Below are 16,885 nucleotides of genomic sequence, written 5' to 3'. Positions count from 1 at the left end.
TCTGCGCACACTCTCTGGTATAAAGGTGCCTCTTTTTTGACAAATGCCGATTTTTTCAACAAAGGTACTCACCTACTTGCGCTGCATTTTTCGACTGTTTATCGGGCTGTTGTTGACGCTGACGCTGGTTGGCTGCGACTTCTATAGCCCCTCCAGCCAGCTGGAGCAGATCCGCCAGCGAGGCGAGATCCGGGTTGGCACCATCTATGGTCCCACCTCTTATTACCAGCGTGACGACCTCGCCCAGGGGTTCGATTACGAGCTGGCACAAAATTATGCCGACTGGCTGGGGGTGACACTCACCATCATCCCGGTCAACACCACTGACGAACTGGTTACACTGCTGAAAAAGGGCAAAGTCGATCTGGCGGCAGCCGCCATCATGGTCACACCGGAACGTCGCGAGCTGTTTCGCTTCGGTCCGGGCTTCTACCAGGTCTCCCCCAAGCTGGTCTACCGTAACGGCAAGCCCAAGCCGGCCTCGTTGAACGACATAAAAGGCAAGCTGATGGTGGCCGCAGGCTCCACCGGGGAAGACCTACTCAAAGAGATGAGCAAAGAGAATCCGAAACTAGCCTGGAGCACCAGCCACAACGCCGATGTGGAGGAGCTGCTCAAGCAGGTGGTGGATGGCAAGATTGACTACACGGTGGTGCAGGATACCGTACTGGCACGCAGTCAGCGCTACTACCCCGAGCTCACCGAAGGGCTGACCCTGGCCCAGAAGCAGACTGTTGCCTGGGCCATGAGCAAGCTGCCCGATGACAGCCTCTACGCCAGCGTCATCGACTTTTTCGGTCAGCGATTTATGGATGGTGCCATCGCAAAGCTGGACGAGAAGTACTTCGGCCACGTGCAGAACTTCGACTTTGTCGATACCCGCACCTTCCTCAAGCGCGCCAAGAGTCTGCTGCCCAAGTACCAGCCGCTGTTCCAGACTCACGCCAAGAATATCGACTGGCGTCTGCTCGCCGCCATCAGCTATCAGGAGTCCCACTGGGACCCGCAGGCCCGCTCCTACACCGGCGTGCGCGGCATGATGATGCTGACCGAGCCCACCGCCAAGGCGATGGGAGTCAACGACCGGCTTCATCCGGAAGAGAGCATCAAAGGTGGCTCCCTCTATCTGCAACAGATGATGGAGAAGGTGCCGGATTCGGTGCCCGATGACGAGAAGGTGTGGTTTGCCCTCACCGCCTACAACATAGGTTACGGCCACATGATGGACGCCCGCCGCCTGACTAAAGAGCTCGGCAAGAATCCCGACGCCTGGAGCGACGTGAAAGAGGTGCTGCCGCTGCTGCAACAGGCGCGCTGGCACCGCAAGGTACGTTACGGCTATGCCCGTGGCAGCGAGGCGCGCAACTATGTCAACAACGTGCGGCAGTATTACCAGAGTCTGCTCTGGCTCGACAACGAGCAGCAGAAGGCACATCAGCGGGAGAGTCTCGACAACGACAGCGAGCCCGAGCTGGCCGAGCGCCCCACCGCCATCGCCGAAGTGGTCAATCAGATCACCATGCGCTAACCAGCCATTATTCGGCTGTTTTCACGCAAACTTCTCTGTTACCATCGATTCACATCGGAGCCTATCCGAAATCGCATTGTTTTCATTATGTTGAGAGATTAAATAACAGCAATTTCGGATGGGCTCCATCAATGACCCAAGGCCGGGATGGCCACCTGAGTTGGGAGGAGACCAAGATGCAAAAACGTAGAAAAATCAGTCTGGTCAGAAAAGCGAAGTGCAGCTGGAGCCCCAGACGCAAACTCAAGCTTAATGACATCAAGCGCAACCTGTGGCGCAGAAATCGATCCTATACCCTGCTTATTGCAGAGCACACAGCATAAACCCGGCATTCGCCGGGTTTTTTTATCTTCTTTCTCACCTGAATACTGTCTTACACCAGTGCCGCCTTGAACTGTACCGACCGCTTGGAGATCAGCGAGTTGCAGTGGTTGCAGAAGTAATCCACCGCGCCGCACGCCTTGAGACGCTCCAGCTCCTGCTGGCAGGTGGGGCAGATGGCCGTGACGCGGACATTGACCTGACACTGGCCACAGGTTTGCTCCTTGCTGCGGGTATCCAGTTCAGCCTGGCATGATGGACAAAGCAGGACTTCCATAATCAACTCCTCGAAAAGTGGATCTGCCATGGTCTTGTTCCATGGCAGATCCCCCTCCCCTTATTCCTCACCTTAACATGGCGAGGATAACAAAGCGGCTGCCGGTGAGGGCAGCCGCAAGGACTTATTTCTTCTTCATTTTCAGCAGGCGTTTGCGCTGACGTTCCTGACTCAGGGTCATGGTGTTCTTCTTGCCTTCAAACGGGTTGACCGACTCCTGGAACTCGACCCGGATCGGCGAGCCCATGATCTTGAGGGACTTGCGGAAGTAGTTGATGAGATACCGCTTGTAGGAGTCCGGCAAGTCGTTCAGCTGGTTGCCGTGGATCACGATGCGCGGCGGGTTGTAGCCACCGGCGTGAGCATACTTGAGTTTGACGCGGCGACCATTGACCATCGGCGGCTGGTGATCTTCCTGAGCCATCTGCATAATGCGGGTCAGCATGGCCGTGCTGGTACGACGGGTGGCGGACTGGTAAGCCTCCTGAATGGATTCAAACAGATGGCCGACACCGCTGCCGTGCAGGGCGGAGATGAAGTGGACGCGAGCGAAGTCGATGAAGCCCAAGCGACGATCCAGCTCGTTCTTCACATCCTCTTTCACCTTCTGATCCAGACCATCCCACTTGTTCACCACCAGCACCACGGAGCGACCGGCGTGGAGCACATAGCCAAGGATGCTCAAGTCCTGATCGGTGATGGTCTCCTGGGCGTCGATCACCAGCAGGCAGACGTTGGCATCTTCGATAGCTTTCAGGGTCTTGATAACGGAGAACTTCTCCACCGTCTCGTGCACCTTGCCACGACGACGCACACCGGCGGTGTCGATAACCACATACTTCTGCTCGTCACGCTCCATCGGAATGTAAACGGAGTCACGGGTGGTGCCGGGCATGTCATAGACGATGACCCGATCTTCACCCAGCATACGGTTGGTCAGGGTAGATTTACCGACGTTGGGACGACCAACGATGGCGAACTTGATGGGCAGGTCGGCAAACGGGGTCTCCTTGGTGTCCTCTTTGGTATCGAGTTCACCGGCAGCCACCATGCGCAGCAGGGCTTCTTCGTCGAAGTCCTCCTCTTCCTCATCCTGCGCATCTTCATCGGTAGCGGCGTCGACCAGGGTCTCCAGATGGGGAGCCAGGGCCAGTTCCAGCAGGCTCAGCACGCCACGACCGTGGGCGGCCGCGATCTGGTAGACCTCGCCCAGCGCCAGACCGTAGAACTCGGAGACCGCGGAATCACCGTCGATACCGTCGGTCTTGTTGGCCACCAGAAATACCTTCTTGTGGGCCTTGCGCAAGTGCTCGGCGATGGCTTGATCCGCCGCGGTCAGACCGGCACGGGCATCCACCATGAACAGCACGACGTCCGCTTCTTCGATGGCCAGCAGGGATTGCTCGGCCATCTTCAGCTCGATCCCCTCTTCGGTGCCATCGATACCACCGGTATCGACCACGATAAATTCCAGCTCGCCCAACTTCGCCTGACCGTATTTACGATCCCGGGTCAGACCGGGAAAATCGGCAACCAGGGCATCCCGAGTACGGGTCAAGCGGTTAAACAGGGTGGATTTCCCCACGTTGGGGCGGCCCACCAGGGCTACTACAGGAGTCATAAAAGCCTCATTCTCAAGACGACAAAGGCTCCGGGTCCGAAGACCAGGAGCCGGATATTCACATTATCGGACGATCAAGGACGCTTGAGGGCGTACAACTTGCCGTCACGGCTCTGCACATACAGGGTCTCGCCATCCACCAGCGGGGCGGCGTAGAGACCACTGCTATCGAGCTGCTGCATCGCCTTGATGGTACCGTCGGTACGATCAAGCCAATACAGGTATCCTTCCACATCACCCACCACCACATAGTCACCGAAGATGACGGGTGCAGTGACGGTACGATTTTCCAGCTGGGTGTTGGACCACAGCTCCAGACCGTTGCGACGGTCGATGGCAAACAGATGGCTGCGGCTGTCGGTCAGCACGATGGCATTACCGGTCATCGCCAGATCGCGATAGCCGGAATACTTGCGCTTCCACACTTCATCGCCGGTCATCAGTTTGCGCGCCATCAGCTGACCGTTGTAGGCGATGGCATAGAGCTCATCACCGGCAATCAGCGGGCTGGCATCGACGTCAACCATGCGGTCCAGCTCGGTGGCACCGCGCGGATCAGCCACCTTGGACTGGCGCACCGGCTGGCCGTTGCTCAGCAGGGCGATGCCCACCTTGCCATCGGCACGACCGTAAATCACGGCGCCGTTGGTGATCACCGGTGCACCGGCACTGCGCAGGGTCAGCGGCGGCTGCTCTTCGGAGAGCGACCACTGCATCTTGCCTTCGTCGGTATCGAGCGCAATCAAGCGACCGGAGGTGGTCAACACCACCACGCGGCCATCTTCCACCGCGGGGCTTGCCACCACTTCGCCGGGCACATTGGTCTGCCACAGCACTTCGCCATTCTCTTCGTTCAGGGCGTAGACCACCCCGTTCTCGGAGCCGAGGAACAGCTTGCCGTAACGGGAAACCAGGCCGCCGGAGAGACGAGCGCTACGCTTGTCGGCGTTGACCGGCAGGTCGGCCAGATCGACGGTCCAGAGGCGATCACCACTGGCACGGTCAAAGGCGCTGACATCGCCGTCGCGGGCCGCCGCGTAGATGCGATCCTCTTCCACCACCGGCTTGAGCTGGGAGTAAAAGTCACCGATGCCATCACCCACAGTGGATGACCATGCGGTGTCGGCCGTGAAGGCAGATTCAACCTTGGGCAGCGGCGCCATCGGGTTGAGATCCTCTTCGGAACTGAACAGGGAGCAACCCTGCAGAGCGAAGGAGACCGCAGCCCCCAGCGCCACCATCTTGAATAGATTACGCATCCGGTGCCTCACCAGTCGCAACGGCCGGCAGGGCCAGATCGTCCATTTTCAGCTTGAGCTCGGCGCTACCCTGCAGGCCGCCGGCATCCGCCGCCGCCTGATAGGCATCACGAGCCTCTTCGGTCTTGCCCTGCTTTTGCAGCACATCACCACGGGCTTCGGCTACCTGCGCCTTGAAGGCCTCATTCTGGATGGTCGCCAGCTTGGCCAGCGCTTCATCTGCCTTGCCCTGATCATTCAGCACACGGGCCAGACGCAGCGCCGCGATGGGACGAATGCTCTCGTCACCCGTGGTCGCCACCAACTCCAGCTGCTCGGCAGCCAGATCCAGCTTGCCCGCCTTGACGGCAGCGGCAGCCAGTTGCAACGCGGCCAGTTCACCGTAGGAGTCACCCTTGTTGGCGGTGACAAACTGCTGCGCCTGCTCGAAACCGGCGGCATCGCCCTTGGCCAGCTGCTCAATCACCTGGTTGTAAGAGTGGGAGGAGGCCTCCATGGTCTCTTGCTGGTGCTGGTTGTAATAGCGCCAGCCGAACAGACCGACCAGACCGATCACGGTACCGGCAATCACCGAGGTTCCGTTCTCTTTCCACCACTCCTTGATAACCTCAACCTGTTGTTCTTCGGTGGTATAGACTTCCACAGCTTACTCTCCTTTGGCTGCCAGCAGGGCAATGGCGGCGTCAACCTTGACGGTCTGTTGCTCGGCCTGACCACGCAGATATTTGATAGTGATCTCCCCGTTTTGCACCTCGGTTTCACCAAGGATCAGGGCGATTGCCGCGCCGCTCTTGTCGGCACGTTTGAGTTGTTTCTTGAAGTTGCCACCACCGCAGTGGCTCATGAGGCGCAGGTCCGGCAGAGCATCACGCAGACGCTCGGCCAGCTGGAAGCCAGCCTGCTCGGTCCCCTCGCCCACCATCGCCAGATAGACATCCACCGCCGGGCGGATATCGGCGTTGAGCTCGAGGGTTTCCAGCATCAGCACCAGACGCTCCATGCCCATGGCAAAGCCCACGGCCGGGGTCGGTTGACCGCCCAGCTGCTCCACCAGACCATCGTAGCGGCCACCGGCACAGACGGTACCCTGGGCACCCAGACTGCTGGTGACCCACTCGAACACGGTCAGGTTGTAGTAGTCAAGACCACGCACCAGACGCTCGTTCACTTCATATTTGATACCGGCAGACTCGAGCAGGCGCTTGAGCCCCTCGAAGTGGGCCAGGCTCTCTTCGCCCAGATGGTCGAACAGACGCGGGGCACCCGCCAGAATGGCCTGTACCTTTTCATCCTTGGAGTCGAGCACCCGCAGCGGGTTGCTGTACATGCGGCGCTGGCTCTCTTCGTCCAGCTGCTCCTTGTACTGCTCCAGATAGGCCACCAGCGCATCGCGGTAAGCGGCACGCTCGGCGCTCTGACCCAGGGTGTTGAGCTGCAGGGTGACATGCTCGCTGATGCCAAACAGACGCCACAGACGGTGGGTCAGCATGATCAGCTCAGCGTCGATGTCCGGCCCGTTGATGCCAAACAGCTCGACACCGAACTGGTGGAACTGGCGATAACGGCCCTTCTGGGGACGCTCGTGACGGAACATGGGGCCCATGTACCACATCCGGCGTTCCTGGTTGTAGAGCAGACCGTGTTCGATACCGGCACGCACGCAGCTGGCGGTCCCTTCCGGACGCAGGCTCAGGCTGTCGCCGTTGCGGTCTTCAAAGGTGTACATCTCTTTTTCGACCACGTCGGTCACTTCACCGATAGCGCGCTTGAACAGATGAGTCTGCTCGACAATCGGCATGCGCACTTCGCTGTAGCCATAGCTGGCAACGACTTGGCGCAGGATCTGTTCAACCTTCTGCCATACCGGGCTCTGCTCCGGCAGGCAATCATTCATACCGCGAATAGCTTGGATCTGTTTTGCCACGTTGATACTCGAGAAAAAGAGGTAAAATTTGGCCGCATTATAGGGATTTTCCCCCCCAAGGTAAAATCAGGGAATCCGGATGCGGGATTTAAAATCAGTCACCTGGAAAAAGGGCCACCCAATGTGGCCCTGTTTCGCTCACTCCTTGTCCATCGGGATCCGGTTGGCGGGATCCAGCATGGCGGCGCGAGCGCGAATGCGGCGCTCCAAAGTTGGAATGAGATCCTTGTTGTCGAGCCGATCGACCCGCTGGCCTCCCTCATAGAAGGCACTCTTGTTGGCGGCACCCGCCAGACCAAGGTCGGAGACCAGCGCTTCGCCCGGCCCATTCACCACGCAACCGATGATGGAAACATCCATCGGGGTGATGATGTCTTCGAGCCGCTCTTCCAGCGCGTTGACGGTGGCGATCACATCGAACTCCTGCCGTGAGCAGGATGGGCAAGCGATAAAGTTGATGCCACGGGAGCGAATACGCAGGGATTTGAGGATATCGAAACCGACCTTTACCTCCTCCACCGGATCCGCCGCCAGCGAGATACGCAGGGTATCGCCGATGCCGTCAGTGAGCAGCATGCCCAGACCAATGGCAGACTTCACCGCGCCGGCACGGAAACCGCCCGCTTCGGTGATGCCAAGGTGCAGCGGCTGCTCAATCTGTTTGGCCAGCAGGCGATAGGCACCGACCGCCAGGAACACATCGGAGGCCTTGACGCTCACCTTGAAATCCTGGAAATCGAGACGATCGAGATAGTCCACGTGGCGCATGGCTGACTCTACCAGCGCCTCTGGGGTCGGCTCGCCGTACTTCTCCTGAATATCTTTCTCCAGCGACCCGCCATTGACCCCGATACGGATCGGGATATTGAGGTCGCGCGCGCAATCGACCACCGAGCGCACCCGCTGCTCGTTGCCGATGTTGCCCGGGTTGATACGCAGGCAGTCGGCACCGTACTCGGCCACTTTCAGGGCGATGCGATAGTCGAAGTGGATATCGGCGACGATGGGGATGCGGGTCTGCTGTTTGATCAGCCGGAAGGCTTCCGCCGCTTCCATGGTGGGCACGGAGACACGGACGATATCGGCACCGACCCGCTCGATCCGCTGGATCTGCTCGATGGTGGCGGCGACATCTGTGGTCTTGGTGTTGGTCATGGTCTGCACGGTAATGGGGGCATCGCCCCCAACCGGTACATTACCAACCATGATCTGTCTGGATTTACGACGAATGATGGGTGATTCGTGAGAAGACATGGGAAACAGATTACTCCTGCGGCAGTGAGAAGCGGGCTGTACGACCGTTGTTGTAACGGCTCATATCAAACGACTGACCCTTGTAGTCAAGCTTGACGGCCATGGGCGCGCCAATGATGAACTTCAGGGGCTCGGCGCCTTCCAGCACCAGCTCGTCGTTGGCCTTCTTCAGACCACTGAACAGGGTCTTGCCGTTGGCATCCTTCACATCCAGCCAGCAATCGGCGGTGAAGCTCATCTTCAGTTGCGGCGCAGTCGCCGGATCAACGACAGCCTCTTCAGATTCGGTGCCATTGGCGCCGGATACCGCAGCATCGGTCGCAGTGCCGACAGCCGCGCTGACATCGGTCGGGGCAACAGCCGCAGAAGCAGGCGCCAGGGTAGCAGTCGCATCGGAGACCACCGCGGGGGCAGTCACGTCAGTGGCGGCAGGTGCGATGGCAGCGCCTTCCACCGGAGCTGTGTTGATCGCATCGGGCGGCGTGATTGCAGGTTCAGCCGGAGTCGAACTGGTCGCACTCATCTCGGTGGCTGCCAGCGCTTCATCACCGGCGGAGCGGCGTGAAGTACTCTGCCACCACCAGGCGACCGAGAGCGCAATCAGCACCAGAATAACCAGCCAGGTGACTACCTTGAGCCGACTGTCGTTGACTTGCTGGCGAGAGCGACGGGAGAAGCTCTGCATGTCGATATTGTCGGGAGGAGTCAGACCCAGCTTGTCGTAAGCGGCCAGAATGGTCTCTTCCGGGATCCCGACCAACTTGGCATAGGTACGCAGATAGCCCCGAATAAAGGTATGGGACGTATGTTTGTCGTAGGTATCCGATTCGATGGCGGCGATCAGGGTCAGACGAAGGTGAATGCGGGACGCAACCTGTTCTCGTGTCCAGCCAAGCTGTTCACGGGCATTGCGCAGCAGCTGGCCTGGACCTGCTGCCTGGGAGTCGTCTTGTTGGAAATCGTGTGGCTGTTCAATAGTCATTGGCTAAATAACGCTTGGCTTGTTGCGAAGTGGGATATTGCCTTACCAGCTCAGTCCCGAATTGGTGAAGTAATGCCGGCTTGTCCATTGCCTGTGCCAATCTGAGTCTCAACCAGAGACTCTCCTCATTCTCGTCTGACACATCGGCAAAACGGGCGAGGTAGGACTGCACATCAGGCAGCTTGCCATCTTTCATGGAAAGCTCAGCCAAGTCCAGCAATAACCTTGGATTGCCAGGATTATACCCCAAGGCCAGGAGATAGTACTCGGTTGCTTTATCATTTCTGCGATTTTGCAGGGCACAAAGTGCCGCATTTTCATAGGTATCGGCAATCTTCACATAGCCTGGTTGAATAACAGCCTGGTTGAATGCCTTGTCTGCCTCATCATAACGGCCACGATCACAGAGGAAGGCGCCATAGTTGTTCATTGCGTCAGCATTGGACGGATCCATGGTAAGGGCGTTCTTGTAATGCTCTTCAGCCGCCTTGAAATCCCCCACCCTCTGGTAGAAGTAGGCAAAACCGATCTGCACCTGAGGATTGGAGGGGTCATACTGGAGGGCGCGATCAAGATTGAACTTGGCCTGCTCGGCATTGCCCTGACGCAGGTACTGGATACCCAGGTCGAGGCGGGTTTGGGCAGCCGCCTTGAGGTCAGGACCCACTTCACGCTGGGTCGAGTTCTGGCCAGCGTAAGTGGTCTCGGTCACACAGCCTGGCAGCGCGCAGAGCGCTGCCACTACGATCAATGTACGTGTATCCATTCCCTGTCTATACAATGGCTTAGCATTTAAACCATTTTGACGGAAATCCCATCCTGTTGCATCCGATTTTTGATAGTTCGCTTGGTACGGTCAATCACGTCACCCACCAGCTGACCACAGGCGGCATCAATGTCATCACCACGGGTCTTGCGGACAATCACGGTGAAACCGTACTCCATCAGCACCTTGGAGAAGCGATCGATACGGCTATTGCTCGGCTTGCCATAAGGGTTGCCCGGGAAGGGGTTGAACGGGATCAGGTTGATCTTGCTCGGAGTATCCTTGAGCACCTTGGCCAGCTCGTGAGCATGCTGCATATCGTCATTGATATGATCGAGCAGCACATATTCGACGGTCACCCGACCACCGTTGGCATTGGATTTGGCCAGGTAACGACGGACACCGGCGAGGAACTCCTCGATGTTGTACTTGTCGTTGATCGGCATGATCTCTGAACGCAACTTGTCGTTCGGGGCGTGCAGGGAGATAGCCAGCGCCACGTCGATCTGGTCACCCAGCTTGTCCAGCGCAGGTACCACGCCAGAGGTGGAGATGGTCACCCGGCGCTTGGAGATGCCAAAGCCGTAGTCATCCATCATCAGACGCATGGCGGGCACCACGTTGGCGAGATTGAGCAGCGGCTCGCCCATCCCCATCATCACCACGTTGGTGATGGGACGCTTGCCACCGACCACGCGGGCCGCACGCCACACCTGACCGATGATCTCGGAGACTTTCAGATTGCGGTTGAAGCCTTGTTGAGCCGTGGAGCAGAACTTGCACTCCAGCGCACAGCCAACTTGAGAGGAGACGCAGAGGGTCGCGCGGTCATCTTCCGGGATGTAGACGGTCTCTACCTCCTGATCGCCCACCTGCAGAGCCCACTTGATGGTGCCATCGGCAGAGCGCTGCTCGCGGCTGATCTCGGGCGCCTTGATCTCGGCGATCGCCTTGAGGCGCTCTTTGAGCACCTTGTTGACGTTGGTCATCTGATCGAAATCATCACACCCAAAGTGATAGATCCACTTCATGACCTGATCTGCCCGGAATGGCTTCTCGCCCAGTTCGACGAAAAAGGCACGCATGGCATCCCGATCAAGATCCAGCAGGTTGATTTTTGTTTCGCTCATCAATGGCCTCAGTTCAAACACTTCATCAATTATTGGCTGACGACGTCAGGGGGCGGCATTGTACAAATAATGGGTCTGGCTTTCCACCTGGAGAATAGAGGGATATTGCGTAAACGGCGAAAACAACAAAGGGAGCCGAGGCTCCCTTGGGTCATCATCCACAAAAATCAGCCGCGCGGGCAGATCTCGTTGTCAGAGAAGAAGTAGGCAATTTCGCGGGCAGCGGATGCAGGTGCATCGGAGCCATGCACTGCGTTGCGATCGATGCTCTCGGCATAACAGGCACGCAAGGTACCAGCCAGCGCCTCTTTCGGGTTGGTAGCACCCATGATCTCGCGATTGCGACGGATGGCGTCTTCCCCTTCCAGCACCTGTACCATGACAGGGCCAGAGGTCATGAAGCTGACCAGATTGTCATAAAAAGGCTTGCCCTGATGCTCGGCATAGAAACCGGCAGCCTGTTCACTGCTCATGTGCAGCATTTTGGATGCCACCACTTTCAAGCCTGCGCTTTCGAAACGGCTATAGATGGCACCGATCAGGTTCTTGCTGACAGCATCCGGTTTAACGATAGAGAAGGTACGTTCGATGGCCATTGATATCTTTCCTTAACTACAGAGTTTTATTGTTAGAATCCATGTTCGCTGGCGATTATACGTAAACAAAAACCGGAAAAACACACAAACAAGCAACTTTTTATTAAACATCACTCCCTTGCAATCAACATCCACACTCATCTTGACCGAGCAGAGCCGGAAAATATGTGCGCTTGCGCACGATAGTTACCTTAAGCCGCCAAAACCCCATCTTTTGTTCACAATTCGAACAGCATGAAAAAGGCACCCGAAGGTGCCTTGTCTCGCCTATTTGGCTTCCGCCAGCAAGGCCCGCGCTATGGTGCGCATCCCCAGAGTATTGGCTCCCGGCGCCCAGAGGGCATCGCCGTTGTCACTGAAGCAGGCGGCCAGATCGATATGCAGCCAGCCCATCCCTTCGTTGGCAACGAAACGGGAGAGGAAACCCGCCGCGTTGGAGGCGCCACCCGGCCCGCCCCCCTTCACCGGACGGCTGTTGGCCGTGTCGGCGTAATGGGAAGGGCACTGCTGGCGGTGCCAGGGCTCCAGCGGCAACGGCCAGGCTGGCTCATGCTCGGCATCGGCATAGGTCATGGCCCGACTTACCAACCCTTTGTCGAGGCCGAACAGAGCATTGTAGCGCCCACCCAGCGCCATCACGGCAGCACCAGTCAGAGTTGCGGCATCGATGATCAGCGGTGCGCCGGACTCGCTCGCCAGTTGCAAGCCATCGGCCAGCACCAGCCGCCCTTCGGCATCGGTATTCACAATCTCGACTGTGGTACCGTTCTTGTAGGTGAGGATGTCGCCCAGCTTGTAGGCGTGGCCGGAGACCAGGTTCTCGGCGCAGCAGAGGATCAGCTTCACCCGCTTGTCGAGCCCGCGCAGCATGGCCAGCGCCAGCGCACCGGTGACAATCGCCGCGCCCCCCATGTCGCACTTCATGGTGAGCATCCCCTCGGAGCTCTTCATGGAGTAGCCGCCGGAGTCAAAGGTGATCCCCTTGCCCACCAGCGCTGCTGCCACCGGCGCCTTGGGGTCACGCCCCGGGTTGAAGTCGAGCTCCAGCAATACCGGTTCGCGCGCACTGCCGCGGCCCACCTGATAGAGGCCGACCCAGCCCGCCTGTTGCAGCGCTTCGCCTTTCAAAATGCGATGACTCACCTTGTCCGGCGCCAGCTCGGTAATAAAAGAGGCAGCTTCCACCGCCAGCTCCAGCGGGCCCAACTGCTCCGGGGTGGCATTGGTCATCTCGCGCACCCAGCGGCCGCAGAGCCAACGCGCTTCCAGCTCCTCTCTGTCCTCTTCCGAGGACATGGCCCACTGCAGTTGCACCTCCGCCTTGGGGGTTTGCAGCCCTTGGGCAAAAGCCCACTGCTGTTCACGCTCCCAATGACCAGCCAGGGTCACTTTCTGGATCCCCTGCTGGCAGAGGCGACGGGCCGCTTGCTGGATATCGAGCAGCGGATTGGCCGTCACCAGATGGATCACCATGCCGTCGGCACGGTGAGAGAGCAGCGCCCCCTCCCCCCACTCGGCCGGTGCAAATTCACGACTTAACCAGACATTCATGCGGTCACCTCCTGCAGCCAGCGGGCGATGGTACGCAGACCGTGCCCCTTGGCGCCGGTCGCCCAGAGATCGTTGCCCGATTTCTGATAGGAGGCTGCCAGATCCAGATGCACCCAACCCTTGCCCTCATCACGCACGAAGCGGGAAAGGAACGCAGCAGCCGTGGTGGCACCGGCCGTACCCTCTGCCGAGGCGACGTTGCCCAGATCGGCAAAGGCCGAGGTGAGCTGGCTGGCATGCCAGGGTTCCAGCGGCAGCGCCCACGCCTGTTCGTTTTCCACCTTGGCGGCGGCCAGCGCACGCAGCTGTTCGGTCTCATCGAGGGCAAACACCGCATTGTAGTCGCGCCCCAGCGCCATCTTGGCGGCGCCGGTCAGGGTGGCTGCGTCAAGGATATAAGCTGCACCGCTGTCGGAGGCCGCCATCAGGCCATCGGCTAGCACCAGACGCCCTTCCGCATCGGTGTTCTGGATCTCGACCGAAATGCCGTTTTTGTAGGTAAGGATGTCGCCCAGCTTGAAGGCGTGGCCGGAGACCAGGTTCTCGGCGCAGCAGAGAATGAGCTTCACCCGCTGGTTCAGACCGCGGCTGATAGCCAGCGCCAGCGCACCGGTCACCATGGCCGCGCCGCCCATGTCGGACTTCATCGGCAGCATGTTGTCAGAGGACTTCATGGAGTAGCCACCGGAATCAAAAGTGATCCCCTTGCCCACCAGCGCCGCCACCACGGGCGCATTGCGATCACCGGTCGGGTTGTAGTCAAGCTCCAGCAGCACAGGCTCGCGCTCGCTGCCACGGCCAACCGACCAGATCCCGATATGGCCGGACTCGCGCAGCGCCTCACCGGCGGTGATGCGAGCTGTAACCTGATCCCCGGCCAGACCACGAATGAGCAACAGGGCCGATTCCGCCAGACTCATGGGGTAGATCTCTTCCGGACAGCCATTGGTGATGTCACGTACCCAGCGAGCCGCCTTGAGCAGCGCCTCCAGTTCACGTGCTTCCGCGTCGCTCTGCTGGCCGAAATCCAGTTCACGGGCTCCCTTGGCGGCGTAGAACCCCTGGGCGAACGCGTAGCGACGCTCCAGATCCCAGCCTTCACCGACCAGCGTCACCCGCTTGATCCCGCTCGATTCGAGGCGACGGGCGGCGCGCTGAACGGTGCGCAGAACATCCTTCTCCTGACCGGCGGCACCAAGATGGATCAGTGCCTCGTCGCCATTGAAACTGAGCTGGGCGCCCTCGCCCCAATAGGCGGCCGCAGCCTGGGTGGATAACGCTACCTTCATCATGTCAGCCATCGTGTTTGCTTCCTTTTTACTGGCACTATGTATAAGTACTCTTTATGGGAAAGAGCTTATTGGCAAAGAGAGAATAACGAATACAAAAAAGGCCGTGCCCCCGAGGGTCACGGCCTTCCACCATATCACTGAAGCACCACAGGATGCTGCACGTGCAATTCACTCATGTGTAATTAATGGCGTTCAGAGGCAAGGTTCAGGGTGTACTTGGGCAGTTCCACCACCAGATCCTCGTCCGCCAGTTTTGCCTGGCAACTGAGACGAGATTCCGGCTCCAGCCCCCACGCCTTGTCCAGCATGTCGTCTTCCAGCTCGTCACTTGGCTCGAGCGAGTCAAAGCCCTCGCGCACCACGCAGTGGCAGGTAGTGCAGGCACAGGATTTCTCGCAGGCGTGCTCGATTTCGATACCGTTACGCAGTGCCACATCCAGAATAGTCTCGCCGCTTTGCCCCTCGAGGGCGGCGCCATCCGGACAGAGTACGGGATGAGGAAGAATGATCAGTTTTGGCATATTACACCTTGTTGACGTTTTGTCCGGTCAGCACCTTGCGGATGGAGGCGTCCATCCGGCGGGCTGCAAACTCGCCACTGACAGCATCGGCTGCCTCAATGGCTTCTTTGATTTGATGGGTTGCACCGCTGTTGCGCATGGTCAGCAGATGGGCGATGGCGGCATCAATCTCGGCACGCTCGGCAGCATTGAGCAGGGCATCGCCATCGGCGGCCAGCGCCGCATTGAGACTCTCGACCACCCGGTCGGCTTCAACCTGCTGCTCGGCCAGCATGCGGGCATCCATATCCTGCTGGGCGTTCTCGATGGAGGCACTCAGCATGTTGAGGATATCCTGCTCCGCCAACCCGTAAGAGGGCTTGACCTGGATCTCGGCCTGCACGCCGGAGGATTTCTCCATGGCGCTGACCGAGAGCAGCCCATCCGCATCCACCTGGAAGGTGACGCGAATATGGGCGGCGCCGGCAGCCATCGGCGGAATACCGGTCAGGGTAAAGCGGGCCAGGGAGCGGCAATCGGCCACCAGCTCGCGCTCGCCCTGTACCACATGTATCGCCATGGCGGTCTGACCATCCTTGAAGGTGGTGAACTCTTGGGCGCGGGCAACCGGAATGGTAGTGTTGCGCGGGATCACTTTCTCGGCGAGGCCACCCATGGTCTCCAGACCCAGCGATAGCGGGATAACGTCCAGCAGCAGCATCTCGGCATCGGGCTTGTTGCCCACCAGAATATCGGCCTGGATGGCGGCGCCGATGGCGACAACCTTGTCCGGATCGATGCTGGTCAGCGGCGTACGCTGGAAGAACTCGCCCACCAGTTCACGCACCAGCGGCACCCGGGTGGAGCCACCGACCATCACCACTTCCAGCACTTCCACCTGCTCGAGACCGGCATCGCGCAGGGCGCGGCGACAAGCCAGCAAGGTCCGTTTCACCAGCGGGGTGATGAGTTCATCAAACTGGCTACGGCTCACTGAACCCTGCCAGCCAGCAAAGGTGCACGCCACCTGCTCGGCATCGGTCAGGCCGTGTTTGACGGCAGCGGCCACATCCAGCAGCTCGCGCTGCAGATGGGCATCCAGCTCACCGGAGAGGCCCGCTTGCTCCTTGATCCAGTCCGCCAGCAGGTGATCAAAATCATCACCGCCGAGGGCGGAATCGCCGCCGGTCGCCATCACTTCAAACACACCGCGGTGCAGACGCAGGATGGAGATATCGAAGGTGCCGCCCCCCAGATCGTAAACCGCGATCACCCCTTCCTGACCGGAGTCAAGGCCATAGGCAATCGCGGCCGCGGTCGGCTCGTTGAGCAGACGCAGTACGTGCAGACCGGCCAGACGGGCCGCATCCTTGGTCCCCTGACGCTGGGCATCATCGAAATAGGCGGGCACGGTAATGACCACGCCATCGAGATCGCCCCCGAGAGTCTGGGCGCCACGCTCGGCCAGCTTTTTGAGGATTTCGGCCGAGACCTGCACCGGATTGACCAGCCCCTGACGGGTTTGCAGTTGCGGCATGCCATTGTCGGCGGCAACAAACTGGTAAGGCTGCTGGCGGGTATCGATATCGGCCAGCGCCTTGCCCATCATCCGTTTGACCGAGACGATGGTGTTGTGAGGATCGAGCGCCGCTTCGCGCTTGGCATCAATCCCGACTCGAATGGCGTCGCTTTGATAGTGCACCACTGACGGGAGCAGGTCGCGCCCTTGCTCATCGCAAAGGGTATCGGCGTGACCACTGCGAACCGCAGCGACGAGAGAGTTGGTGGTGCCGAGATCGATCCCGACGGCACGTTTGTGCTGATGAGGAACAGCGCTCTGGCCGGGTTCGGCGATTTGCAGTAATGCCATGGGTAATGAAACTT

The 16,885-nt window shown here is 59.2% G+C and carries 15 protein-coding genes; 1 reads left to right on the top strand and 14 read right to left on the bottom strand.

The features are described from left to right. Positions 1-43: 43 nt before the first annotated feature. The gene (gene mltF, locus G5229_RS02375; protein ID WP_421208290.1) at positions 44-1,528 is read left to right on the top strand and encodes a membrane-bound lytic murein transglycosylase MltF; all 1,485 of its coding nucleotides are present in this window, start codon (positions 44-46) and stop codon (positions 1,526-1,528) included. A 373-nt stretch (positions 1,529-1,901) separates the two neighbouring features. Here mltF and G5229_RS02370 read toward each other — a convergent pair whose 3' ends face one another. The 14 genes from G5229_RS02370 to hscA all read right to left on the bottom strand — a co-directional run bounded on the left by G5229_RS02370 (position 1,902) and on the right by hscA (position 16,871). Beyond that, on the bottom strand, positions 1,902-2,126 hold the full coding sequence (locus G5229_RS02370) for a zinc ribbon domain-containing protein (protein ID WP_058057395.1): 225 nt from the start codon (positions 2,124-2,126) through the stop codon (positions 1,902-1,904). A 124-nt stretch (positions 2,127-2,250) separates the two neighbouring features. After that, positions 2,251-3,747 carry a ribosome biogenesis GTPase Der gene (gene der / locus G5229_RS02365; protein WP_043823902.1) on the bottom strand — a complete coding sequence of 499 codons (1,497 nt, stop codon included), beginning with the start codon at positions 3,745-3,747 and terminating at the stop codon, positions 2,251-2,253. Positions 3,748-3,821: 74 nt separating this feature from the next. After that, positions 3,822-5,006, bottom strand: coding sequence for an outer membrane protein assembly factor BamB (gene bamB, locus G5229_RS02360; RefSeq protein ID WP_005333796.1), 1,185 nt, complete (start codon positions 5,004-5,006; stop codon positions 3,822-3,824). Further along, a complete protein-coding gene (locus G5229_RS02355; protein ID WP_021229680.1) occupies positions 4,999-5,649 on the bottom strand; it encodes a YfgM family protein in 651 nt (216 codons plus the stop codon). The genes bamB and G5229_RS02355 overlap by 8 nt, the downstream gene beginning before the upstream one ends. A 3-nt stretch (positions 5,650-5,652) precedes the next feature. Next, positions 5,653-6,930: a histidine--tRNA ligase gene (gene hisS, locus G5229_RS02350; RefSeq protein WP_005351051.1), complete on the bottom strand. Its 1,278-nt coding sequence runs from the start codon at positions 6,928-6,930 to the stop codon at positions 5,653-5,655. Positions 6,931-7,068: 138 nt separating this feature from the next. Then, positions 7,069-8,184, bottom strand: a complete 1,116-nt coding sequence (ispG, locus tag G5229_RS02345; protein ID WP_005333801.1) for a flavodoxin-dependent (E)-4-hydroxy-3-methylbut-2-enyl-diphosphate synthase — start codon at positions 8,182-8,184, stop codon at positions 7,069-7,071. A gap of 10 nt (positions 8,185-8,194) precedes the next feature. Then, positions 8,195-9,166, bottom strand: a complete 972-nt coding sequence (gene rodZ / locus G5229_RS02340) for a cytoskeleton protein RodZ (protein ID WP_421172219.1) — start codon at positions 9,164-9,166, stop codon at positions 8,195-8,197. Beyond that, positions 9,156-9,947: a PilW family type IVa pilus biogenesis/stability lipoprotein TapF gene (gene tapF, locus G5229_RS02335; RefSeq protein ID WP_421172220.1), complete on the bottom strand. Its 792-nt coding sequence runs from the start codon at positions 9,945-9,947 to the stop codon at positions 9,156-9,158. The genes rodZ and tapF overlap by 11 nt, the downstream gene beginning before the upstream one ends. 11 nt (positions 9,948-9,958) lie before the next feature. Next, the gene (locus tag G5229_RS02330) at positions 9,959-11,062 is read right to left on the bottom strand and encodes a bifunctional tRNA (adenosine(37)-C2)-methyltransferase TrmG/ribosomal RNA large subunit methyltransferase RlmN (protein WP_005344856.1); all 1,104 of its coding nucleotides are present in this window, start codon (positions 11,060-11,062) and stop codon (positions 9,959-9,961) included. Positions 11,063-11,229: 167 nt separating this feature from the next. Then, a complete protein-coding gene (gene ndk, locus G5229_RS02325) occupies positions 11,230-11,658 on the bottom strand; it encodes a nucleoside-diphosphate kinase (RefSeq protein WP_005333805.1) in 429 nt (142 codons plus the stop codon). A 267-nt stretch (positions 11,659-11,925) separates the two neighbouring features. Further along, complete coding sequence (pepB, locus tag G5229_RS02320; RefSeq protein WP_005359802.1) at positions 11,926-13,209, bottom strand: aminopeptidase PepB; 1,284 nt, start codon at positions 13,207-13,209, stop codon at positions 11,926-11,928. Next, on the bottom strand, positions 13,206-14,510 hold the full coding sequence (pepB, locus tag G5229_RS02315; RefSeq protein WP_216977894.1) for an aminopeptidase PepB: 1,305 nt from the start codon (positions 14,508-14,510) through the stop codon (positions 13,206-13,208). Before pepB (G5229_RS02315) ends, pepB (G5229_RS02320) begins: the two co-directional genes overlap by 4 nt. Before the next feature lie 173 nt (positions 14,511-14,683). Next, positions 14,684-15,022, bottom strand: a complete 339-nt coding sequence (gene fdx, locus G5229_RS02310; protein WP_005333808.1) for an ISC system 2Fe-2S type ferredoxin — start codon at positions 15,020-15,022, stop codon at positions 14,684-14,686. A gap of 1 nt (position 15,023) precedes the next feature. Next, a complete protein-coding gene (gene hscA, locus G5229_RS02305; protein WP_005351033.1) occupies positions 15,024-16,871 on the bottom strand; it encodes a Fe-S protein assembly chaperone HscA in 1,848 nt (615 codons plus the stop codon). Positions 16,872-16,885 lie beyond the last annotated feature (14 nt).

Origin of the sequence: Aeromonas sp. 602396 (assembly GCF_049173735.1) — a bacterium.
Lineage (GTDB): Bacteria > Pseudomonadota > Gammaproteobacteria > Enterobacterales > Aeromonadaceae > Aeromonas > Aeromonas veronii_A.
Note: the sequence above shows the minus strand (reverse complement) of the source record. Positions and strands in the feature narration are given on the sequence as shown.